This is a genomic window from Streptomyces sp. NPDC033136, assembly GCF_055578235.1.
The window spans coordinates 130,198-151,375 of record NZ_JBVIPD010000007.1 but is presented as its reverse complement, the minus strand read 5'-3'; the positions used below and the strand labels follow the sequence as shown (position 1 = coordinate 151,375).

The window sequence follows — 21,178 nt, the reverse complement described above, 5'->3', positions numbered from 1 at the left end:
CCTGCGGAGTGCGTGGTCATGACCGCTCGGTGAGGTCCTCGAAGAACCGCTCCACGGCCGGCCAGATCCGGCCTCCGCCGGACAGGCCGCGCCACTCCCGGCGTACCACGGCGACCATGCGGTAGCAGTCGTCGATCGGCACGATCCAGTGGTGGTCCAGGCCGTGGACGGTGTTCACCAGCAGCGCCTCCACCTCGGGTGCCACGCCGGCGAGCTGCGGACACGTCCCGGCCAGTTCCTTCCAGGCCGCCGCGTCCACCTCCCACCGCATGGCCCCGGCCGGGCTCGGGCCCTGGGCGGTGACGGTGCCGTCCGCCCGGGGCACGAAGAACACCAGGCCGACGGGTACGCCCAGCACGGCGGTGTCGACGTGGGGCAGGCGGACCCGGCGCCGGGGCACGAGCCGGTACTGCCCGTCCCCGGCTTTGGCCTCGGCGAACAGCACCGAGCAGGGGCCGCAGGCGCAGCGCACCTCCTCCTGCCCGGTGTCGTACAGGTGGGGGTGCTCGTCGGCGACCGGCGCGGCGCACAGGTCGCACCTCTCCAGCGCGGCCGCCGCCGTACGGTCGGCCGCGGAGCGGATGAGGCGGGCCAGTGCCCCGTCGGTGGTCACTGCGCGCCTCGGCGCGTCAGCGTAGTCAGGGGCACGAACGCGGGGTCCGGCGTGCTCGGCAGGGGCTCCACCGCCGTCAGCTCGGGTGCGACGGCGAGCACCGCCTCCCGGACCGCGTCGGTGACCTCGGAGCCCTGGCCGCCGCAGCCGGAACCGCAGCCGCCCGTCGTCAGGCGCACCCGGGCGACCTGGTCCTCGACACCGGCCCACTCCACGTCACCGCCGCGCTCCCGCACGGCGGGACGCAGCCGTTCGACGGCGCGGGCCGCCCGGCGCTCGGCGGGCTCGGGGTGGATGTCGTGCAGCACCAGCAGGTGTCCCAGCAGCTCGTCGTCGGCCAGGCGTTCCGCCAGTTGCTCGTCCGCCTCGTCCAGGACGCGGGCCAGGGCCTCGCCGTAGACCTCGGTCAGCAGCCGGACCGCCTCCGTGGCGGCGCCGGGCAGGGGTGTGAGGCTTTCCAGCACCTCGTCGAGCCGGGCGAGCCGGGCCTCGACGTCCGGGTCCGCCAGCCGTGCGGTGGCGGCCTCAGCCATGGTTCGCCCCGTACGTCGGCGAGTGCAGGGTGGTGAGGGTCTTGCCCTTGCCGACGTACATGTGCACGCCGCACGGCAGACAGGGGTCGAAGCTGCGGACGGTGCGCATGATGTCGACGCCCTTGAAGTCGTCCGGCCCGTTCTCCTCGAAGATGGGCTGGCCCTGGACGGCGTCCTCGTACGGGCCGGGGGTGCCGTACATGTCGCGGGGGCTGGCGTTCCACGGAGTGGGCGGGTACGGGTGGTAGTTGGCGATCTTCTTGTCCTTGATCACCAAGTGGTGGGAGAGGACGCCGCGCACCGCCTCGTGGAAGCCGCAGCCGATCGCCTCGTCGGGCACCTCGTAGTTCTCGAACACCTTGGTCTCGCCCGCACGCACGAGCCCCATGGCCTCTTCGATGAACTGCAGGGCCATCGCGGCCGCGTAGGCGACGAAGTACGGCCGGGCGCGGTCGCGTTCGATGGTGTTGCTCCACCGCGGGATGCGCCACTCCAGGGTGGTCTCCGGCAGGGACTCGCCCTTGGGCAGGGAGATCCGCACGCTGTGGCCGGTGGACTTCACGTACGGGGTGTCGACCAGGCCGCTCAGCGCGGTCGTCCACAGGCGGGCGAGCGGGCCGCCGCCGGTGTCGAGGGCGAGGTGGTCGCCGGTGCGCTGATCGAACCAGCGGGGGCTCATCACCCAGCTGTACTTGTCGTCGAAGTCGCGCTTCTGCGGCACCGGGACGGTGGTCTGGTTCCACGGGTGGCGCATGTCGACGGGGTTGCCGAGCGGGTCGTGCGTGACGAAGGGCTGCTCGTTCACCCAGTCCTCGTAGTACGAGCTGCCGAGCATGATCCGCAGGCCGAGGTTGATGTCGACGAGGTTGTTGGTGACCAGTTCGCCGTCGACGATGATGCCGGGGGTGACGTACATCGCCTTGCCCCAGGTGTTCATCGACTCGTAGCGGTAGTCGACGACCTTGGGGTCCTGGAAGGCGCCCCAGCAGCCCAGCAGGACGCGGCGGCGGCCGACCTCCTCGTAGCCGGGCAGCGCCTCGTAGAAGAAGTCGAAGACGTCGTCGTTCATCGCGACGGCCTTCTTCACGAAGTCGATGACCCGCATGAGGCGGCTGAGGTAGTCGGTGAAGACGGTCGGCTGCGGCATCGTGCCGACGCCGCCCGGGTAGAGCGTGGACGGGTGGACGTGCCGCCCCTCCATGAGGCAGAACATCTCGCGGGTGACCCGGCTGACCTTCAGGGCCTCTTTGTAGACCTCTCCCTCGAAGGGGTTGAAGGCCTTCATGATGTCGGCGATGGTGCGGTAGCCGTGGATGTCGCCGCGGGGGGCCTCGGTGCGTTCGGCGCGGGCCAGGACACCTGGGTTGGTGGCCTTGACCATCGCCTCGCAGAAGTCCACGAAGACCAGGTTGTCCTGGAAGATCGTGTGGTCGAACATGTACTCGGCGGCTTCGCCCAGGTTGACGATGTGCTCGGCCAGCGGGGGCGGCTTGACGCCGTAGGCCATCTGCTGGGCGTAGTCGGAGCAGGTGGTGTGGTTGTCGCCGCAGATGCCGCAGATCCGGGACGTGATGAAGCCCGCGTCGCGCGGGTCCTTGCCCTTCATGAACACCGAGTAGCCGCGGAAGAGCGACGAGGTGCTGTGGCATTCCACGACTTCCCGGTTGGCGAAGTCGATCTTCGTGTAGATGCCCAGGTTCCCGATGATCCGGGTGATCGGATCCCAGGACATGTCCACGAGCTGTGGTGGTTTGCGCTCGGTGGGCCGGGCCTCGGTGGTGGTCATCTGTGGTACTGCCCCTCGCTGTCGGTGGTGTGGGGTGGGGTCGTGACGTGCGTGCCGCCCGGCTCAGGGCCGCCAGCGCGGGTCGTAACCGCTGGTCAGCTTGCGCTTGTTGTGGCGCCACCGGGGTTCGTGGTTGACCAGTTCGTTGGTCATGCCGCGCAGCCGGCGGATGACGGACCCGTACGGCTTGATGACCATGGACGACAGGGTGCTGCCCGGGGGCTCGTCCATGAACGGCATGAACGCGTCGGGGAAGCCGGGCATCGTGCAGCCGATGCAGATGCCGCCGACGTTGGGGCAGCCGCCGATGCCGGCCATCCAGCCGCGCTTGGGCACGTTGCAGTTGACGACCGGACCCCAGCAGCCCGCCTTGACCAGGCACTTGGGTGAGTTGTAGTCCTTGGCGAAGCTGGCCTGCTCGTAGTACGAGCCGCGGTCGCAGCCCTCGTGGACCGTCTTCCCGAACAGCCACTGCGGGCGCAGCATGTGGTCCAGCGGGGGCGGGGGCGCGGAGCCGGCCGCGTGGTAGAGGACCCAGACCAGGGTCTCCATGAAGTTCTCGGGCTGGATCGGGCAGCCGGGCACGTTGACCACGGGAAGGCCGCCCTGGGAGGTGTAGTCCCAGCCCAGGTAGTCGGCCAGGCCCATGCAGCCGGTGGGGTTGCCCGACATCGCGTGGATGCCGCCGAAGGTGGCGCAGGTGCCGGCGGCGACCACCGCCCAGGCCTTGGGGGCCAGTTGGTCGATCCACCAGTTGAGGGTCTGCGGCTCGCCCGTCTCCGGGTCGTTGCCGAAGGACGTCCAGTAACCGTCGCCCTCGATGATGTTCTGGTTCGGGATCGAGCCCTCGATGACGAGGATGAACGGGCCGAGTTCGCCGCGTACGGCCGCCCGGTAGGGGGCAAGGAAGTCCTCGCCCCCCAGGCTCGGGGAGAGCACCTTGTTGACGAGGTTCACCTTGGGCAGGCCCGGGATCAGTCCGAGCACCAGGTCCTCGATGGAGGGCTGGTCGGCGGCGGTGAGGGAGACGGTGTCGCCGTCGCAGCTCATGCCTTCGGAGATCCAGAGGATGTGGATCTCCTCCATGCCCTGCCGTTCCTCGGTCCGGTCGGGTTCCTTGCTGACTTCGGTGGTGCTGCTGTGCGTGGTCATCACTCGGCCTCCGCTGCGGGGGTCTCGGAGTCGGTCGGGTGCCGCGAGGGGGCCGCGGCGGGAGCCGGTGCCGACGGCTCGTCCGGGGAACCGGCGGGCCCGAGGGGTTCGAGCTCGTCGGGCCGGAAGTAGTGGAATCGGCCGTACCAGGTGTGCAGTTCGGCCGCGGGGTCGTCGTCGAGGGTGACGGCGAGGTGCATGCTGCCGTCCACGTCGTGGAAGACGGCGGCGACCTCGGCGGTCCGGCCGGCCAGGAACATGTCCTGGGCGTCGGCGCCGCGTCGCCGGGGGTGAAGCCGTACGCGGCTGCCGCTGCCGAGGGGGACGCCGTCGACGAGCACGGTGTCGGTGGCCGGGGAGAGACCGTCGTCGGCGCCCTCCTGCCACCAGGCGGGGCGGTCTGCGGGTGTGGGAGTCACGGGGGCTGCCGGTGCGAGGGAGCGTACGGCGCCGTGCAGCCGTTCGAAGACCTCCTGCGGCATGGTGTCGACGCGGTCGAGGATCGCCGCCGCCCGCGGGTCGGTGGCCCGCGCCTCGCGCTTCTCCTCGTCGGTCAGCAGCATGGTGCGCAGCGTGAGGATCTCGTCGATCTCGGCGGCGTCGTGCAGGTCGCCCGGGCTCTCGGGGGCCACCTGGGGGTGGTCGGGCAGGATGATCGGCGCGGACAGCAGGACGCGTCCGGGGTCCCCGGCCGCACCGCCGAGGACGGGGAAGGTGAACTCGTTCCGGCAGGCGCGTGCGGGGGCTCGCAGGTCCGCCGGCGGATCGGTCAGGGAGACGAACTCCACGCCGTCGCCGCCGATGAGCGTGTGGGTGGCGATGAGGGCCCGGCGCAGGGCCTCGTCACGCGGGGTGCGTGGTTCGGATGCGGGCGCGGTGTTCGTGGTCCGCACGCGCAGGCGGCAGAGGTCGTCCGCGAGCCGCTCGGCGGTGACGGTGGTCTCGGCCCGTACCTCCTCGCGGCGCCGCACCACCCGCCCGGCGCCCGCGGGCAGCGGCTCGATGTCCGCACCCGCCGGGGCGCCCACGGCGACGGTGCGTCCGCCGCGCAGGAGCTCGTCGAGCGGAACCTCGACGCCGGCTTCACGCGGTACGGCCTCGTCGAAGGTCAGATGCACCGCGCCGTCGTCGGCGCGCAGCGACTCGACGGGGTGGTGGCCGGTGTCCTCCACCTGCTTGCGCTGCATCTGGAGGTATCGGACCCGCACCCGGACACAGGCGCTGCCGGGCCGTCGGAGCCGCAGCAGGCACTCGGTCTGCTGGTACCAGGAGTCGGCGGAGCCGGAGACACCGGGGACGACGGGCCCGTCCGCCTCGGCCCAGTCCCGGGGGAACAGCACTCCGAACTGCCAGCGGACGCGGTTCTTGGCCGAGGAGCGGCGGTAGGGGTACAGGAGGTAGCCCTCGTAGAGGACGGCGTCGGCGACGGCGCTGAGCTGCTCGAAGACGCCCGGGGAACCATCCGCGCCGTCCCTCGGGGCAGCGCTTCCCGTGCCACCCTCGGCCAGTGCCTGCGCCATCGCTCCTCCTCGTCCCGGTGTGCACGCGCATCCCTTCCACCACGGTCACACCGCTCATGCCCTCTTGCCTCCTCAGGCGCAGCGGCAGTGGGCCGTTCGGGTTCATCGCGACGGAGTTGCCCGGGCCCGCGTTGCGGACCCGACGACGGCCTGTCGGCGGCAGGGCGCGCGACGGGCCGGTGCTGTTCCCGGAACCGGTCGGCGCGGCCCGGGTCCGAGGCGTCGTCAACGCATGTCCCCGTCCCCTGTCGGGCGTTGGGGCTCGATGTGCCCTACGGAGGGGTGGACGGGGCGGCACGGCGGAACGCGTCGGTGGCCGAGGGAAGGCTTCGCGGCAGCCCGGCGGTTCATCCGGATGGCACACGTCACTCGCACGAACCGGCCGGTCGCGGGAAGGCGTCACACATGGACCAGCCGAAGAACCTCCCCCGCCCCACCACGAGCCCCGCCGTCACGGCCCTGGCCGACCCGCTGGTCAACAAGGGCACCGCCTTCAGCCGCAGCGAACGCGAGGCACTCGGGCTCGACGGACTGCTGCCGCCCGCCGTGGAGACCCTGGACGAGCAGGTCGCCCGCGCCTACGAGGCGTTCCACGGCTACGACAAGCCCCTCAACCGGCACATCTACCTGCGGCAGTTGCAGGACACCAACGAGGTGCTGTTCTACCGCCTGGTGACCGAGTGCCTGGAGGAGTTGCTGCCCGTCGTCTACACGCCGACGGTGGGTGAGGCCTGTCAGCGGTTCAGCGAGATCTACCGGCGGCCGCGCGGGCTCTTCCTGACGTGGGAGGACCGGCACCGCTTCCGGGACATCCTGCGCAATCGCCCGCACCACGGCCAGGACGTGGACGTCATCGTCGTCACCGATGGCCAGCGCATCCTCGGCCTGGGCGACCAGGGCGTCGGCGGCATGGGCATCCCGGTCGGCAAGCTCAGCCTCTACACGGCGATCGGCGGCATCCACCCGGCCCGCACCCTGCCGGTCCTGCTGGACGTCGGCACCGACAACGAGGACCTGCTCGGCAACCCCCGCTACCTGGGCCGGCGCGCCCGCAGGCTGACCGGCGCCGAGTACGACGAGATGATCGAGGCGTTCGTGTCGGCGGTCGAGGCGGAACTGCCCGGCACGCTGCTGCAGTGGGAGGACTTCGCCACCGCGCACGCCCTCCCGATCCTGGAGCGCTACCGCGACCGGCTGCTCACGTTCAACGACGACATCCAGGGCACCGCGGCCGTCACGCTCGGCGCCCTGTCCACCGCGGCGGATGTGGCCGGCACCCCGCTGCCCGAGCAGCGGATGGTGATCCTGGGCGCGGGGTCGGCCGCCATCGGCGTCGCCGACATGATCCGTACGGCGATGATCGACGAGGGTCTGTCCAAGGACGAGGCCACGGCACGGTTCTGGATCCTCGACGTCGACGGCCTGCTGGTGTCCTCGCGCTCCGGACTGACGCCGCAGCAGCGCGCGTTCGCGCGCGACGACAGCGAGGTGAGCGGCTGGGACGGCACCGGTCTCGCCGAAGTGGTGCGCCGTGTGGAGCCGACGGCGCTCATCGGGCTGTCGACGGCTCATGGCGCGTTCACCGAGGAGATCGTGCGGCGGATGGCCTCGACCTGCGAGCGGCCCGTCGTCTTCCCGCTCTCCAACCCCACCTCCCACTCCGAGGCCGCGCCCGCGGACCTCACCCGCTGGACCGACGGCCGGGCCCTGATCGCCACCGGTTCGCCCTACCCGCCGCTGACGGTGGACGGGCACGAGGTGCCGGTGGCGCAGTCGAACAACGTGTACGTCTTCCCCGCCATGGGCCTCGCGGTGACCGCGAGCGGGGCCACGCGTGTCACCGACCGGATGCTCGTGGCCGCCGCACGGGCCGTCGCCGAGTGCGCGGTGCGGGCGGCGGACGGCGTCGACGGTCCCGTGCCGCTGCTGCCGCCCCTGGCCGGCATGCGCGAGTCCGCACGGGAGATCGCCCTGGCCGCGGCCCTCGCCGCCGTCGAGGACGGGGTGGCCCCGCAGGCCTCTCAGGAGGAACTGCGCGAGGCGATCGCGCGGGCGCAGTGGGCGCCGCGCTACGCGGACTGAGCGCCGCCTGCGTGACCTTCGCCAGGTCGATGACGTGGCCCGCGGCCTCGCCCTGGGCTCGGACACAGCTCAGCCCGCACCTCAGACCTCCTTGTCGGGCAGGTGCGCCTCGGCCGTGTCGGGCCGGTGATCGGGCAGCGCCGAGCGGGCGGTGGCCTCCCGGTGCAGCCGCAGGAACTCCAGGTGCCGCTCGTACTGGTCGAGGATGTTGCCGATGAGCTGCTCCTTGCTGTAGCCCATCACGTCGTAACCCTGGCTGCCCTCGGCGAGGTGGACTTCGAACCGCACATAGGTGTCGTGTTCGGTGACCACTCGGTGGGCGAACGTCGGGGTGGGCACCTCGACCGGCCGCACGCGGTAGGTGAAGACCTCGTTGCCGCCCATCGGGACGCGCAGCTCCAGGTGCGGGAGGCCGTTCGCCTCGTCGGTCCCCTCGACGATCGCCGCCTCCGCGCCCTGCCGGCTCAGCTCCCCGGCGACGTCCTCGAACGCGGGGCGGCATGCCTCCTCGACGAATCTCACCGCCGTCCGGTGGCTGGGGAAGCTCATCGCCCTGGCCAGGCGCTGCCGCCAGGTCCAGTCCGCGCCCCGGCCGGCCTGCACCATCCGCCCGGACAGCGACGACGGCAGGGTGGTGGTGAGCGCGTCCTCCCGCATCCGTTCGATGCGCAACGCCTTGTACAAGCCCCAGATGATCAGGAACATCACGAACGAGAACGGCAGGCCCATGATGATCGTCGCGTCGGTCAGCGCCGCCACACCCCCGACGAGGAGCATGGCCAGGGTCAGCAGGCCGGTCGCTCCCGCCCAGAAGATGCGCACCACGGCGGGCGCGTCGGTGAGCGGGGTGCGCAGGTGCGAGCTGAGGTTGCTCATCACCAGGGCGCCGGAGTCCGCCGAGGTGACGTAGAGCAGCAGGCCGACGAAGGTGGCCAGTCCGGCGCTGAACGTGGCTCCGGGGAACTGCGCGAGCAGTTCGTAGAAGCCCTGTTCGGGGGTGTTGGCGGCGGTCTCGCCGAATTCGGTGTTGCCTGCCCGTACCAGGCCCAGCGCGCTGTTGCCGAAGACGGACAGGAAGGTGAGCGTGAACAGGAACGGGATGACCAGCGTCGCCGCGACGAACTGCCGGATGGTGCGGCCGCGCGAGATCCTCGCCAGGAACAGCCCGACGAACGGCGCCCAGGCGACCCACCAGGCCCAGAAGAACAGCGTCCAGGCATTGAGCCAGTCGGTCGGCTGGTCGTAGGCGAAGGTGTTCAGCGTCATCGAGGGGAAGCGGCTGACGTAGTCGCCGATGTTGAGGATGAGGCTGTTGAGGATCCGGATCGGGCTGTCGACGAACAGCATGTAGAGCATCAGGATGACGGCGAGCACGACGTTGAGCTCGGACAGCCGTCTGATGCCCCGGTCCACACCCGCCACGGCGGACACCGTGGCCATGACCACGGCGACGGCGATCAGGCCGATCTGCGCGGCGGTCCCCTGGGGGATGTCGAAGAGGAAGGTCAGCCCGTAGTTCAACTGCACGACGCCGATGCCGAGCGACACGGAGATGCCGAAGACGGTGCCGATGATGGCCGCGAGATCGACCGCGTCACCGATCCCGCCGTGGATGCGCTTGCCGATGATCGGGTACAGCGCGGACCGGATCGCCAGTGGAAGGTTGTAGCGGAAGGCGAAGTAGCCGAGCGTCATGCCCATCAGCGCGTACATCGCCCACCCGGTGATGCCGTAGTGGAACAGGGTCCACACCACCGCCTGCCGCGCTGCCTCGACGGTCTCCGGGTCGCCCTCCGGCGGGGCGAGGTAGTGGCTGACCGGCCCGGCGACGGAGAAGAACATCAGGTCGATGCCGATACCCGCCGCGAACAGCATGGTGGCCCAGGCGAACAACCCGTAGTCGGGGGTGGAGTGCTGCGGCCCCAGCTTGATGGCTCCGTACCGGGACGCCGCCACGAACACGACGAACAGCAGATACAGGGTGGCGGCGAGGAAGTAGTACCAGCCGAACACCGAGGAGATCCAGTCCACCACGACGCCGATGGTGCTCTCGGCGCCCGACGGGGTGATGATCGCCCAGATCGAGATGGCGAGGATGAGCACGGACGACCCGAAGAAGACGACAGGCTTGAGCCTGCTCTCCCTCCCCGGGCCGGTGACAGCCGCTGCCGGGTCCTGCGGCTCCGGCACGCCGCCGCTTCCTCCGTCGTTCGACACGGTGTCAGCTCTCCTGTGTGCTGTGCCGGTGGAAGCCGGCTGTAGCCGGGGGCAGGGGGGTGTTGCCGAGGATGAGGTCGGCCGACTTCTCGGCGAGCATCATCACCGGCGCGTAGATGTTTCCGTTCGTGAGATACGGCATCGCGGACGCGTCGACGACGCGCAGCCCGTCGACGCCGTGCACCCGCATGGAGGTGGGGTCCAGCACCGACATCTCGTCGACACCCATGCGGGCGGTGCAGGAAGGGTGGTACGCGGTCTCGGCGTCGCGGGCGACCCACTCCAGGATCTCCTCGTCCGTCTCGACCCCGGGGCCCGGTGACAACTCGCCCGCGTCGTACAGGGCGAAGGCCGGCTGGGACAGGATGTCGCGCGCGACGTGGATCGCCTCCACCCATTCCTTCCGGTCGTTGGGGGTGGACAGGTAATTGAACCTCAGCGCCGGATACACCCTCGGATCCCGGGACTTGATTTTCACCGACCCGCGCACATCCGAGTACATGGGCCCGATGTGCACCTGGTAGCCGTGCTCGGCATTCACCGGCGTGCCGTCGTAGCGGACCGCGATGGGCAGGAAGTGGAACATCAGGTTGGGATAGCGCACGACGTCGTTGCCGCGTACGAACCCGCCTGCCTCGAAATGGTTGGTCGCCGCCGGTCCGGTGCGGAAAAGCAGCCACTGGAGACCGATCGCGGGCCGCCGGGACCATTTGAGCGACGGGTTGTACGAGATCGGCAGTTTGCAGGCGTGCTGCACATAGACCTCGAGGTGGTCCTGGAGGTTCTCGCCGACCCCGCGCAGCTCGTGCACCATGTCGACGCCCAGCGGCCGCAGTTCGTCGGGGTTGCCGATCCCGGACAGCTGCAGCAGCTGCGGTGTGTTGATGGCGCCTCCGCAGAGGATCACCTCGCCGCCGAAGGCCCGCCGGCGTTCCCGGCCCCACCTGCGGTAGTCCACACCCACCGCGCGCTTGCCCTTGAACAGCACGCGGTCCACCTGTGAGAAGCACTGCACCGTCAGGTTCGGCCTCTTCTTCACCGGGTGGAGGTAGGCACGGGCGGCCGACCAGCGACGACCCCGCCGGATGTTGCGGTCGAAGCGGGCGAAGCCCTCCTGGCGGTAGCCGTTGACATCGGAGGTCAGCGGGTAGCCGGCCTGCTGCGCCGCCTCGAGGAACGCGGAGAACAGCGGGTTCCCCGCCGGACCGCGCTCCAGCCACAGCGGGCCGCCCTGGCCGCGCCACTCGTCTGCCCCGGCCACGCAGTGCTCCATGCGTTTGTAGTACGGCAGGCAGTGCGCGTAGTCCCAGGTCTCCATGCCCGGGTCGGCCGCCCAGCGCTCCAGGTCCATGGGATTTCCGCGCTGGAAAATCATCCCGTTGATGGAACTCGATCCGCCGAGCAGTTTCCCCCGGCCCTGGGTGACGCGGCGGCCGTTCATGAACGGCTCAGGCTCCGATGCGTAGCACCAGTCGTAGAAACGATTTCCGATGACCATCGTCAGCGCGGCGGGCATGTGCGTGAAGATGTCCCAGATCCAGTCGGGTCGGCCGGCCTCCAGTACGAGGACCTTGTTCTCCCGGTCCGCGCTGAGCCGATTGGCCAGCGCGCATCCGGCCGAGCCGCCGCCGACGATGATGTAGTCGTACTCCGTCCGGCCCATGCCGCTCCTCGGATTCATTCCACTACGTTGCGTCACCCCAAAGCTAAGCGGCGGGGATCTCCGGCGCACCACGGTGCGGCTGCATTCGGCTCAACCGGAAAAGGACCGCAGGACTGCTACGTCCAGCTGTCCGGCCTGATGTGCGGTTGACGCGGAAGACGTTGTCCGGGTCGTACCGCGCCTTGATCTGACGGAGACGCTCGTAGTTGCCCCGGTACGCGTCGGCGGTTCGGGTGGCGTCGTCTTCCGACAGCTGGAAGTTGACGTAGTTCCCACCGGTCGAGAACGGACGGATCCTCTCCCATCCCTTGCGGACGGCGGCCACGACCCCGTCACCCTCGGCCTGCGGAGGCCACACTCCGGAGAAGCCGCTGATGAACCGGGCTTCCCGGTTGCCTACGGCTCCGCCGTCGGCGTCGGCCTCGTTCAGCGCGCCCTCGAGATGGAAGATGACGGAGAAGGACAGGGGGACGCGACCTCCAGCGCCGCGTCCCGGAAGGCCGGGAGGTAGTCACGCCCGGCAGCCGGGGAGGAACTCGGCCTTCCAGTACTGGTTCAGGCCCTTGGGCTCCATCGCGTCGAGCATCGACTGCTGAGCCACGTACGGCTTCGCACCGATCAGGCCGAAGACCGGCTCTCCAAGGGCACGCAGCGGGGCGAGGTCGGCCTCGGCGTTCGCGCCGCTGTGGCACACGAGCAGGGCGGCGACAGGCTTGAGGTGCCACGGCTCCGGGACGAACGGTGCGGGCGGGGCGAGCCGGACGACCGCCACCGCGGTCAGCTCGCGGGGAGCGTCCGCGGTGAGTTCCCGGTAGGCCGCCCGCGCCATCCGGTCGAGGTCCTCCGCCTCCAGCGGGCCCTGCTGGTCGGCGGCCGAGAGGTGCTCGTACGCGTCCCGCCACGCCAGCCGCTCGTACGCCTCGCACCCCTGCGTACGCGGATCAACGGCGGCCATGAGTGCTCCCGCGAGCGGCGACGAGTCCCTGTGGGCAGCCTACGCGGTGACCGCGGACGGCGCCCGTGCCCTCCGGAGAGGTCCGGGACGTGCGGTTCCACGGTGCCCGCCCTGGTTCAGCCGGAGGCCGTGGCGTCGAACCAGGTGGGGGCGTCCGACAGGGCCTGCTTGATCCGGAGCAGGCCGAACTCGTTCAGCTCGGGCAGGGCGTCGATGCCGAACCAGGCCACGTCCAGCGACTCGTCGTCGTTGACCCGGGCCTCGCCGCCGACAGCCCGGCAGCGGAAGGTGATGTCCATGTACTGGCAGGTGTCGCCGTTCTCGTACGTGACGGGGTTCAGTGCCTGGACGACGACGACCCGTTCGGCGACACAGCGCACGGCCGTCTCCTCGTAGACCTCCCGCACCGCGCACGCCGCGGGCTGCTCCCCCGGGTCCGGGATGCCACCGATCACGGACCACCGGCGCGTGTCGGCCCGGCGGTTGAGCAGGACTCTGCCCTCGTCGTCGAAGACGAGGGCGGTGACCCCGGGGAGCCAGAGCAGCTGATGACCGGCCGAGGCGCGGAGGGTGCGGATGAAGTCGGGAGTAGCCATGCCGCCGACCCTAAGGGGTCCTGTCACTATGCCCGCCCGGGTCGCGTGGTCTGGCACCGCGCCTCGCCGCGTTGCCGGAAAACCCTGGTAGCTCCGCTACAAGGGCTTTCCGGCGCCTTGCGATGCACGGCACCAGACCACGCGACCTGACCGGACGCTCATGGTCAAAGGACCCCTGAGGGGCCGGTTCCGGCAGCCCGGCGCGATTCGGGCGGTGTGCGACCGGCGTACGGCTACACGTCACCCGTGCGTCGCCCGCGTAGGCCGGCGCCGACCGCCCAGCCGAGTCCGCCGGCCGCGACCAGCAGGAGGGCGATCTCCGGCAGGACACCGAGCCGCGTGGCGGGGGTCAGCGAGGACCGCAGCGGCACCTTCTGCACCAGCGAGTCGGCCACGAACATGCCGGTCTTCTGGGTGATCCTCCCGTCCGGCATGATGAAGGCGCTGACTCCGCTGGTCACCGGCACCGCCACGGTCCGGCTGTGCTCGACCGCGCGGACGCGGGACATGGCGAGCTGCTGGTAGGTCATCTCGCTGCGGTCGAAGGTGGCGTTGTTGCTGGGCACGGAGATCAGCTGGGCGCCGTCGGTGACCTCGGAGCGCACGGTCCAGTCGAAGGCGGCCTCGTAGCAGGTGACGAGACCGACCTTGGCCCCGGCCATGGTGAACACGCCCGGCTTGGTGCCCCGGCTGAAGTCCTGGCGGGCCATCTCCGTCCAGTTCTTGTTGATCGCCCCGATGAGCGAGCGCAGCGGGAGGTACTCGCCGAACGGCTGGATCTGGCGCTTGTCGTAGGTGTCGCCGGGGCCCTTCACCGGGTCCCACAGGATCTGCTCGTTGTACAGCTTGCCGTCCCGCTCCACGACCCCGCCGACCGAGATGGGCACGCCGATGGCCTCGGCCGCCGACTCGATCACGGCACGGGCGTCGGGGTTGGCGAACGGGTCGACGTCCGAGGAGTTCTCCGGCCACAGCACGAAGTCGGGCCGTGCGGCCTTGCCGGCCTCGACCTCCGCGGCCAGGCGTTCCGTCTCGCGCGCGTGGTAGTCGAGCACGGCCCGCCGCTGGGCGTTGAACTCCAGCCCCGCCCGGGGCACGTTGCCCTGGATCACCGCGACGGTCACGCTGCCGTCCTCTGCCTTGTCGCCGACCAGCGGCCGGGCCGCCACAGCGCCCACCACGGGGACGACCAGACTCAGCAGGCCCACGGCGGCCGCGGCGCGCCGCACCGTCCCGGTCCGCCGCCACGCCACAGCCAGGCGGACGACCTCGAAGAGACCGAAGCCGCACAGGACGACGGCGAAACCGAGCACCGGGGTGCCGCCCGTCGCGGCGAGCGGCAGGAACACCCCGTCCGCCTGCCCGAACGCGACCTTCCCCCAGGGGAACCCCTCGAAGGGCACACGCGCGCGTGCCGCCTCGCCGGCGATCCACACGGCGGCGGCCCACACCGGCCGGCCCGGCAGCTTCGACACGACCGCGACACCCGCGCCGACCAGGGCGACGAAGACCGCCTCGATCGCCACGAGGGCGATCCAGGGGACCGGTCCGACCTCCACTCCGGTCCACACCAGCAGGGGCAGCAGGAAGCCGAGCCCGAAGAGGTAGCCGAGGCCGAACCCCGCCTTCCAGCCGCGGCCGCGCAGCACCCAGGCGAAGACGGCGAAGGCCGGGAGGGCCAGCCACCACAGGGTGCGGGGCGGGAAGCTGACGTAGAGGAGCAGGCCGGAGAGCGCGGCTGCGGCGGCCGGAACGAGACGCACGAGCCGCCGGGCCCACGCCCGCGCCCCGGGCGCGACGCGCCGCTCCAGCTGGTCCGACTCGCCGACGGAGGTTGCGGTGACGGTCACTCCCGGAGTGTAAGTCGCATGACGTCGAGGCCGACAGCGCGGTCCACGGAGGAGCCACGACCACGCCGTACGGAGGCCGGGAGCACGGACCCCGGGCGGTCCGCCCGCGTCACCGAGAGGGCTGGCAGAGCGGATCCCCGGCGGACACCGGCGCGCCGTACGGCCCGCCGTGATCGGGACCTTGTCGGCACCTCCTGCCCCACCCGCACACGGCCCGCCCCGACGCCCCTGCTCATTTCGTCACGACACATCCCCAAACCGTCCACCAGCCGTTACCGTGTGCCAAGCCTCAGTCGCCCGGCCCGTCTCGGTCTGTGCGGCCGGGGTCTTCACAGGTCGGGGGCAACGAGGCGCCGGGGGGCGGGACGGGGTGGGTTCGACAGGGGTGAGGTCCGTGTCCGGGGTGGACGCGGACGGTGAGAGACGCATCGCTCCGGACGTGGCGGGCGTGGTGGTGCTGGGGGCCTGTGCCGGCTGGTCCCTGATCACCGCGGCCGTGCATGACGGCCGGCCCGAGGGTGTGCTCCTCGCGGTGCTGGCCGTGGCCGCCGGATACGCCGCCGGGCGGATCGGCGGGGCGCTGCTGCCGGTCGGCGCGCCCTGTGCCGGGGCGCTGGCGGGTATCGGCCTGACCGTGGCCGTGCCGCATCTCGCACCGGGCCCGCAGATCGCCGCGCCCCTGGGTCACGCCGGGGCCACCGCGGCCGTCCTGACCCTGTCGGCCGGGGCGTCGTGCTGTGCGGCCTGGGCCGCTTCGGCTCCGGCCCTGCGGTTCGCCCTGCGGCTGCCGGCCGCCGGGACCGCGGTACTGGCGGCCTCGCTCGGCTCGACCACCGGCTGTGTCACCTGCGTCGCGGTGCTGCTGTGCTCGCTGGCGGCCGGCCGCACCCGTCATCGTGGCGCCGGTCTGGCCGTACTGGCCTCGGTCGCCGCCCTGGTGACCGGCCTGACCTTGGCGGTCGCGGCGCGGGCCGTGCCGGACGGGCTCGCCGTCGGCCTGCGGGAGCGGCTGACGACGCACCGGGTGGAGCTGTGGCAGGACGCCTGGCGGCTGTTGGCCGAGGACGCCGCCCTGGGTGCCGGCCCGGGCCGGTTCGGGGAGCTGAGCGCGACGTCCGCGCAGTCGCTGCTGTCCGACGGCAAACCTCACTCGGCGCCCCTGCAGCAGGCGGCCGAGCAGGGGATCGTCGGGGTGGTCCTGTTGGCGGCGGCGTTCGGCTGGCTCCTGTACGCGCTGTGGCGCGGGCCGCGTCCGACGCCGGTGGTGCTCACGGCGGGCGCCGCGCTGACGGCCGTCGCCGCGATCGCCGCGATCGGCAACGCGCTGAGCTTCACCGCGGTGTCGGTGGGCGCGGGCCTGCTGGCGGGCGTGGCCACGGCGCGTCCGCTCACCGACGAGCGGGCGAACCACGCTCCGGACACGCACCCGCGCGGCGCGGAACGCACTCCCGCCCGGTGACCGGCTCAGTGCGCGGCGGCGCCCGGCTGGGTGGGACGCAGCCGCGCCTCGATCACCCGTACGGCCGCCTCCGCGTCGTCCACGGTGATCGTGAAGGTGTGGCCGTCCCACAGCTCCAGCTCGACGCCCTCGCCCCGTCGTACGACGACGGCCGTGCCCTTCTCGGGCCGCCACCGGTACCCCCAGCCGCCCCAGTGGCGCGGCGTGACGTGCGAGACGTACGTGGCGCCCGCCACCTGGGAGAGCGGGATACGGCGGCGGGGCAGGCCGATGTGGCCGCAGCGCACCTCGAGGTGGTCCTCGTCGACCCTGAGGGCGACGTGCACGAAGGCGAGGGTTCCGAAGAGGACCAGCAGCCCGGCGGCGATGCACCCGACGACCGCCATGACGAGGGGGGCGATGCCGGACGTCCAGGCCGAGTCGACGGCCAGCTCGATGCCCAGCGCCATGCAGGCGGCCCCGACGAGCGCCAGCAGCCACTGGGCCCGGTTGGTCGCCCGGCCTGTCCAGACGCCGGGGTGCTGATGAGGAGCGTTCTCGCCGTGGGGGTGGTCCCTCATGCATACGAGGTTACTCAGGTTTCGCTCCGCGGGGCCCCCGTGGCAGAGCGTCCCTGCGCCGGTCGGGCGTCCGGGGCTGCCGCGCCCGGTGCCGGTCAGCCGGCGGGAGTGACCGCCTGCAGCAGGCGCCCCTCGCCGTACGCCAGGGCGGGCGTCGGCAGCATGCCCTCGCGTCCGCTCAGCAGCACGGTGAGGGTGCCGTGGGGCTTGGCCCACGGCGCGGGCTGCTCGCCGAGCCGGCGCATCGCCTGGGCGGCCACGGCACCCGCGGAGCCGTGCAGCACGAGAGGCGGGCGGCCGGGGCGCTGGACGGCGGTCCGGATGCGCTCGGCGACCAGTTCGTAGTGGGTGCAGCCCAGGACGACGGTGGTCACCTCGTCGGGGGTGAGGGCGGCGGCCGCGGACACGGCGGCGTCGATCGCGGCCTCGTCCGCGTGTTCCACGGCCTCGGCGAGGCCCCAGCAGGGCACCTCGGTGACGGGCACCCCGCCGGCGAAGTCCCGGATCAGGTCCCGCTGGTACGGGCTGCCGGTCGTGGCCGGGGTGGCCCAGATGGCGAGGTGCCCGCCGCCGGCCGCGGCCGGCTTGATCGCCGGGACGGTGCCGATGACCGGCAGCTCCGGTTCCAGGCGGGCGCGCAGGGCGGTGAGAGCGTGCACGGTCGCGGTGTTGCAGCCGACGATCAGGGCGTCGGGGCAGCGCGCGGCGGCCGCCTCGGCCACGGCCAGGGCCCGCTCCGTCAGGTCCTCCGGCGTCCTCGGGCCCCACGGCATGCCATCGGGGTCCAGGGAGAGCACGAGATCGGCGTCGGGGCGCATCCGCCGCACCGCGGCGGTGGCCGCCAGCAGACCGATTCCGGAGTCCATGAGCGCGATCTTCACCCGATCACGATAGACGATGAGCGGTACCGGGCCGGTCGCGTGGGGCAGACTGCGCGCGTGAGCGCCGTTGTGTGGACTGCCGCCGGATCACTCCTCGCCTGGCTGTGGCTGCTGTTCTGTCAGGGCTTCTTCTGGCGTACGGATGTGCGACTGCCGCGACGCCGGGACCCGGACGCGTGGCCGGCCGTGTGCGTCGTCGTCCCGGCCCGCGACGAGGCGGCGGTGCTGCCCGCCGCGCTGCCGTCGCTGCTCCTTCAGGACTATCCGGGGCGGGCAGAGGTCTTCCTCGTCGACGACGGCAGCACGGACGGCACCGGCCGGCTGGCGCGTGAACTGGCGAACCGGCACCGCGGGCTGCCGCTGACCGTCTCCTCCCCGGGCGAGCCGCCCGCGGGCTGGACGGGCAAGCTGTGGGCGGTGCGTCACGGCATCGGCCTGGCACGCGCGCGTGACCCCGAGTACCTGCTGCTGACGGACGCCGACATCGCGCACGCGCCGGACAGTCTGCGCGAACTGGTGGCGGCGGCCCGCACGGGAGGGTTCGACGCCGTCTCGCAGATGGCCCGGCTGCGGGTCGAGAGCGTCTGGGAACGGCTCGTCGTGCCGGCCTTCGTCTACTTCTTCGCGCAGCTCTATCCCTTCCGCCGGATCGGCAGGGAGGGGACCCGGACGACGGCCGCCGCCGGAGGCTGCGTCCTGCTGCGGGCGGAGACCGCCGAGCGGGCGGGGATCCCGGACGCCATCCGGCACGCCGTGATCGACGACGTGGCACTCGCGCGGGCCGTCAAGCGCCGGGGCGGCCGCGTCTGGCTGGGGCTCGCCGACCGCGTGGACAGCGTCCGGTCGTATCCGCGGCTGCACGACCTGTGGCGGATGGTGTCCCGCAGCGCGTACGCCCAGCTGCGGCACAACCCGCTGCTGCTGGCCGGGACGGTGGCCGGGCTGGTGCTGGTGTACCTGGTGCCGCCGGTGGCCGTGGTCGCCGCTCTGGCCTCGGGCAGTGCGGGGGCAGCGGCCGCCGGTGGGCTCGCGTGGCTCGTCATGGCGGGGACGTATGTCCCGATGCTCCGCTACTACCGGCAGCCGCTGTGGCTCGCTCCCCTGCTGCCCGTCACCGCGTTCCTCTATCTCCTCATGACGGTCGACTCGGCCGTGCAGCACTACCGGGGGCGCGGTGCGGCCTGGAAGGGCCGCACCTACGCGCGCCCGGCGGCCGTGCCCGACGAGAGCTGACGGCGCCGCGGCGGGTCACTTCCGGCCGGGGGTCCAGTTCATGCCCCACCCGTAGGCATGGTCGACGGTCCGCTGCGGGCTCACCCCGCGCTCGGGGACCAGGTAGCGGGCCTCCCGCTGGACGACCAGGTCTCCGCCGGTGTTGGTGATCAATGCCAGCGCGCACACGAGCGAGGGGACCGTGCACTCGTCGAGGGAGAAGTCGATCGGTGCCCCGTGCTGTGGCCGGAGGGTGACCGTCGCGTTCAGGTCGGCGAAGGAGCGGGCGCCTTCGTAGATGGTGACGAAGACGAGGATGCGCCGGAAGGCGTGCTTGTGGTCGAGATTGACGGTGAGGTTCTCGCCGGCCGCCACGGCGCCCGTGCGGTCGTCGCCGTCGAGGTGGATGTACGGCGGCTGGTGCAGCGCTCCGAAGCTGTTGCCGAGGGCCTGTACGACGCCCTTGCTGCCGTCGGTGAGTTCGTACAGGGCGCACAGGTCGAGGTCGAGGTCGGAGTGCATTGCGGTCGGGCGGCCGAACTTGCCGCTCCACCCCGAGAACTGCTTGCGCACCTCCCAGTTGAGGTTCACGTGCAGCGCGCCGGAGGTGCCGCCCTGCTTGGTGAGCGAGACGGAGGGGGAGGCCTTGGTGAGCGTGACCTTGGTGAGGCGGACGGGTGCGGGTGGCGTGGCGGGCGGGGGCGGAGCCGCCTGCTGTGTCCTCGCGGGAGGCGCGGGAGGCGCGGGAGGCGCGGGAGGCGCGGGAGGCGCGGGAGGCGCGGGAGGCGCGACGGACGCCGGGGCCGCGACGGGTGCCGGGCCCGCCTGCTGCGGTTCGTCCACCGTGATGCCGTAGTCCGTGGCCAGGCCTTCCAGTCCGCTGCTGTACCCCTGCCCCACGGCGCGGAACTTCCAGGCGCCCTGGCGGCGGTAGAACTCACCGAGGACGAAAGCGGTTTCACTGGTGGCGCCCGGGTTGTCGAAGCGGGCGACCGGGGCGCCCTGGGAGGCGTCCTGGACCTCGATGTAGAGGCCGGGGATCTTTCCGAAAGTGCCGCCGTCCGCGGAGGCGGCGAGGACGACCGTCTCGATCGCCGGTTCCACGCGCGCGAGGTCGACGAGGAGTGTGTCGGCCACCCGGCCGTCGGCGTTGCGCTTGCCCTCGTGCCGGATCGCACCGGAGGAGTGGGCGGGCTGGTTGTAGAAGACGAAGTCCGCGTCGGAGCGCACTTTCCCGCCCACCAGCAGCAAAGCGGAGGCGTCGGCGTCGGGCACACCCGGTCCGGCCCGCCAGCCCAATTCCACCCGCAGTGCCGCGGTGGGCACCGGAGTATTTGAACCTTTCAGCATTTGCATGTCCGCCCCCATTGCCTGTCGCCGCACCGGGCACCGCCCGGCCGTCCGTCGAGTTCCGTCCGCACAACCTATTCCTCAGCGCGGCGAACTCCCATGCGTGACGGCCGGAAGACCGGGAGCCGACCGCTGGTAACCCGCCCGGAACTCGGCCTTTACACGATCAGGACCCCGTTCGACGCCCCTTTTTGGCCAAGTTCGCTCGTATTGAGGATCCCAGGTCACGGCGGACACGGAAAACAACCCTCTTATCGGTCTCCCCAACCAGCACATCGTGGGCTTAACTTATGTGCCATGACCTCCCCCCGCTCCACCTATGGCGGCGGCTACTACTCCGCCTCCTTCCCGGACACCCCGATCTACGACAAGCTCGTCGCCGAGCGGGGCACCCCGCAGATCGCCCCGATCCGGGTCCCCGCGCAGTACGACATGCCGGGCAGCAGCCTGCCCGCGCTCCCCTCGGCGCTGCCCGCGCTCCCGGCAGCCCCCTCCCAGTCCGCCTATGGCTATCCGCAGGCCCAGCAGCCGGCTCCGCTCCAGCAGGCGCCCGCGGCGTACATCCCGCAGCAGGCCACCGCACCGCGCGGCTACCCCGGCCCACAGCCGCAGCAGCCGCGCCCGGCGGCACCCGCGGGCTACGAGGCGATGCGCCCCGCGGCTCCCCGGCCCGCCCCGGCTCCCTATCAGGACCCGTACAACAACCAGCAGTACCGCGGGTACTGAGAACCAGCAGTACCACGGGTACT

Annotated in this window: 18 protein-coding genes; 4 read left to right on the top strand and 14 right to left on the bottom strand. The window is 71.7% G+C overall.

Going from position 1 to position 21,178, the window contains the following annotated elements; genetic code table 11:
- Window positions 1–16 precede the first annotated feature (16 nt).
- The 5 genes from ACZ5TL_RS15685 to ACZ5TL_RS15665 form a co-directional block, all read right to left on the bottom strand.
- Entirely contained in the window at window positions 17–613 is a 597-nt protein-coding gene (locus ACZ5TL_RS15685; RefSeq protein WP_468590221.1) for a DUF5947 family protein, read from the bottom strand.
- On the bottom strand, window positions 610–1,146 hold the full coding sequence (locus ACZ5TL_RS15680) for a NifU family protein (RefSeq protein WP_468590220.1): 537 nt from the start codon (window positions 1,144–1,146) through the stop codon (window positions 610–612). The genes ACZ5TL_RS15685 and ACZ5TL_RS15680 overlap by 4 nt, the downstream gene beginning before the upstream one ends.
- On the bottom strand, window positions 1,139–2,932 hold the full coding sequence (locus tag ACZ5TL_RS15675; protein WP_468590218.1) for a nickel-dependent hydrogenase large subunit: 1,794 nt from the start codon (window positions 2,930–2,932) through the stop codon (window positions 1,139–1,141). Before ACZ5TL_RS15675 ends, ACZ5TL_RS15680 begins: the two co-directional genes overlap by 8 nt.
- Window positions 2,933–2,995: 63 nt before the next feature.
- Window positions 2,996–4,084: an NADH-quinone oxidoreductase subunit B family protein gene (locus ACZ5TL_RS15670; RefSeq protein WP_468590217.1), complete on the bottom strand. Its 1,089-nt coding sequence runs from the start codon at window positions 4,082–4,084 to the stop codon at window positions 2,996–2,998.
- On the bottom strand, window positions 4,084–5,604 hold the full coding sequence (locus ACZ5TL_RS15665) for a hypothetical protein (protein ID WP_468590216.1): 1,521 nt from the start codon (window positions 5,602–5,604) through the stop codon (window positions 4,084–4,086). Before ACZ5TL_RS15665 ends, ACZ5TL_RS15670 begins: the two co-directional genes overlap by 1 nt.
- Window positions 5,605–6,009: 405 nt before the next feature.
- Here ACZ5TL_RS15665 and ACZ5TL_RS15660 point away from each other — a divergent pair, with 405 nt between their 5' ends.
- Entirely contained in the window at window positions 6,010–7,686 is a 1,677-nt protein-coding gene (locus ACZ5TL_RS15660; protein WP_468590215.1) for an NAD-dependent malic enzyme, read from the top strand.
- An 81-nt stretch (window positions 7,687–7,767) separates the two neighbouring features.
- Here the strand turns inward: ACZ5TL_RS15660 and betT are convergent, their stop codons facing one another.
- The 6 genes from betT to lnt all read right to left on the bottom strand — a co-directional run bounded on the left by betT (window position 7,768) and on the right by lnt (window position 14,967).
- A complete protein-coding gene (gene betT / locus ACZ5TL_RS15655) occupies window positions 7,768–9,903 on the bottom strand; it encodes a choline BCCT transporter BetT (RefSeq protein WP_468590214.1) in 2,136 nt (711 codons plus the stop codon).
- 4 nt (window positions 9,904–9,907) lie between these two features.
- Window positions 9,908–11,566 (bottom strand): choline dehydrogenase, encoded by a 1,659-nt coding sequence (betA, locus tag ACZ5TL_RS15650; RefSeq protein ID WP_468590213.1) that lies wholly within the window; start codon window positions 11,564–11,566, stop codon window positions 9,908–9,910.
- A 43-nt stretch (window positions 11,567–11,609) separates the two neighbouring features.
- Complete coding sequence (locus tag ACZ5TL_RS15645) at window positions 11,610–11,891, bottom strand: BBE domain-containing protein (protein ID WP_468590211.1); 282 nt, start codon at window positions 11,889–11,891, stop codon at window positions 11,610–11,612.
- Between the two features lie 186 nt (window positions 11,892–12,077).
- Complete coding sequence (locus ACZ5TL_RS15640; RefSeq protein ID WP_468590209.1) at window positions 12,078–12,521, bottom strand: hypothetical protein; 444 nt, start codon at window positions 12,519–12,521, stop codon at window positions 12,078–12,080.
- Window positions 12,522–12,637: 116 nt separating this feature from the next.
- Window positions 12,638–13,117, bottom strand: a complete 480-nt coding sequence (locus ACZ5TL_RS15635; protein WP_468590207.1) for an NUDIX hydrolase — start codon at window positions 13,115–13,117, stop codon at window positions 12,638–12,640.
- Window positions 13,118–13,350: 233 nt separating this feature from the next.
- Window positions 13,351–14,967 carry an apolipoprotein N-acyltransferase gene (gene lnt / locus ACZ5TL_RS15630; RefSeq protein ID WP_468590206.1) on the bottom strand — a complete coding sequence of 539 codons (1,617 nt, stop codon included), beginning with the start codon at window positions 14,965–14,967 and terminating at the stop codon, window positions 13,351–13,353.
- Window positions 14,968–15,361: 394 nt separating this feature from the next.
- On the opposite strand from lnt, the gene ACZ5TL_RS15625 reads away from it, so the two are divergent.
- Entirely contained in the window at window positions 15,362–16,426 is a 1,065-nt protein-coding gene (locus tag ACZ5TL_RS15625; RefSeq protein ID WP_468590205.1) for an O-antigen ligase family protein, read from the top strand.
- A gap of 5 nt (window positions 16,427–16,431) precedes the next feature.
- Here the strand turns inward: ACZ5TL_RS15625 and ACZ5TL_RS15620 are convergent, their stop codons facing one another.
- Window positions 16,432–16,986 (bottom strand): hypothetical protein, encoded by a 555-nt coding sequence (locus ACZ5TL_RS15620; protein ID WP_468590203.1) that lies wholly within the window; start codon window positions 16,984–16,986, stop codon window positions 16,432–16,434.
- Between the two features lie 95 nt (window positions 16,987–17,081).
- Window positions 17,082–17,867 carry a glutamate racemase gene (locus ACZ5TL_RS15615; RefSeq protein ID WP_468590202.1) on the bottom strand — a complete coding sequence of 262 codons (786 nt, stop codon included), beginning with the start codon at window positions 17,865–17,867 and terminating at the stop codon, window positions 17,082–17,084.
- Window positions 17,868–17,906: 39 nt separating this feature from the next.
- Here ACZ5TL_RS15615 and ACZ5TL_RS15610 point away from each other — a divergent pair, with 39 nt between their 5' ends.
- Window positions 17,907–19,100 carry a glycosyltransferase gene (locus ACZ5TL_RS15610; protein ID WP_468590201.1) on the top strand — a complete coding sequence of 398 codons (1,194 nt, stop codon included), beginning with the start codon at window positions 17,907–17,909 and terminating at the stop codon, window positions 19,098–19,100.
- 15 nt (window positions 19,101–19,115) lie between these two features.
- Here ACZ5TL_RS15610 and ACZ5TL_RS15605 read toward each other — a convergent pair whose 3' ends face one another.
- Window positions 19,116–20,429: a TerD family protein gene (locus ACZ5TL_RS15605; protein WP_468590199.1), complete on the bottom strand. Its 1,314-nt coding sequence runs from the start codon at window positions 20,427–20,429 to the stop codon at window positions 19,116–19,118.
- 297 nt (window positions 20,430–20,726) lie between these two features.
- Between ACZ5TL_RS15605 and ACZ5TL_RS15600 the strand changes: the two genes are divergently transcribed.
- Window positions 20,727–21,155 carry a DUF6643 family protein gene (locus tag ACZ5TL_RS15600; protein ID WP_388165257.1) on the top strand — a complete coding sequence of 143 codons (429 nt, stop codon included), beginning with the start codon at window positions 20,727–20,729 and terminating at the stop codon, window positions 21,153–21,155.
- Window positions 21,156–21,178 lie beyond the last annotated feature (23 nt).

Coding starts and splice junctions, on each gene's coding strand:
- ACZ5TL_RS15680 (WP_468590220.1), bottom strand. CDS start 1,146: ATGGCTGAGGCCGCCACCGCACGGCTGGCGGACCCGGACGTCGAGGCC.
- ACZ5TL_RS15675 (WP_468590218.1), bottom strand. CDS start 2,932: ATGACCACCACCGAGGCCCGGCCCACCGAGCGCAAACCACCACAGCTC.
- ACZ5TL_RS15670 (WP_468590217.1), bottom strand. CDS start 4,084: ATGACCACGCACAGCAGCACCACCGAAGTCAGCAAGGAACCCGACCGG.
- ACZ5TL_RS15665 (WP_468590216.1), bottom strand. CDS start 5,604: ATGGCGCAGGCACTGGCCGAGGGTGGCACGGGAAGCGCTGCCCCGAGG.
- ACZ5TL_RS15660 (WP_468590215.1), top strand. CDS start 6,010: ATGGACCAGCCGAAGAACCTCCCCCGCCCCACCACGAGCCCCGCCGTC.
- betA (WP_468590213.1), bottom strand. CDS start 11,566: ATGGGCCGGACGGAGTACGACTACATCATCGTCGGCGGCGGCTCGGCC.
- ACZ5TL_RS15640 (WP_468590209.1), bottom strand. CDS start 12,521: ATGGCCGCCGTTGATCCGCGTACGCAGGGGTGCGAGGCGTACGAGCGG.
- ACZ5TL_RS15635 (WP_468590207.1), bottom strand. CDS start 13,117: ATGGCTACTCCCGACTTCATCCGCACCCTCCGCGCCTCGGCCGGTCAT.
- ACZ5TL_RS15620 (WP_468590203.1), bottom strand. CDS start 16,986: ATGAGGGACCACCCCCACGGCGAGAACGCTCCTCATCAGCACCCCGGC.
- ACZ5TL_RS15605 (WP_468590199.1), bottom strand. CDS start 20,429: ATGCTGAAAGGTTCAAATACTCCGGTGCCCACCGCGGCACTGCGGGTG.
- ACZ5TL_RS15600 (WP_388165257.1), top strand. CDS start 20,727: ATGACCTCCCCCCGCTCCACCTATGGCGGCGGCTACTACTCCGCCTCC.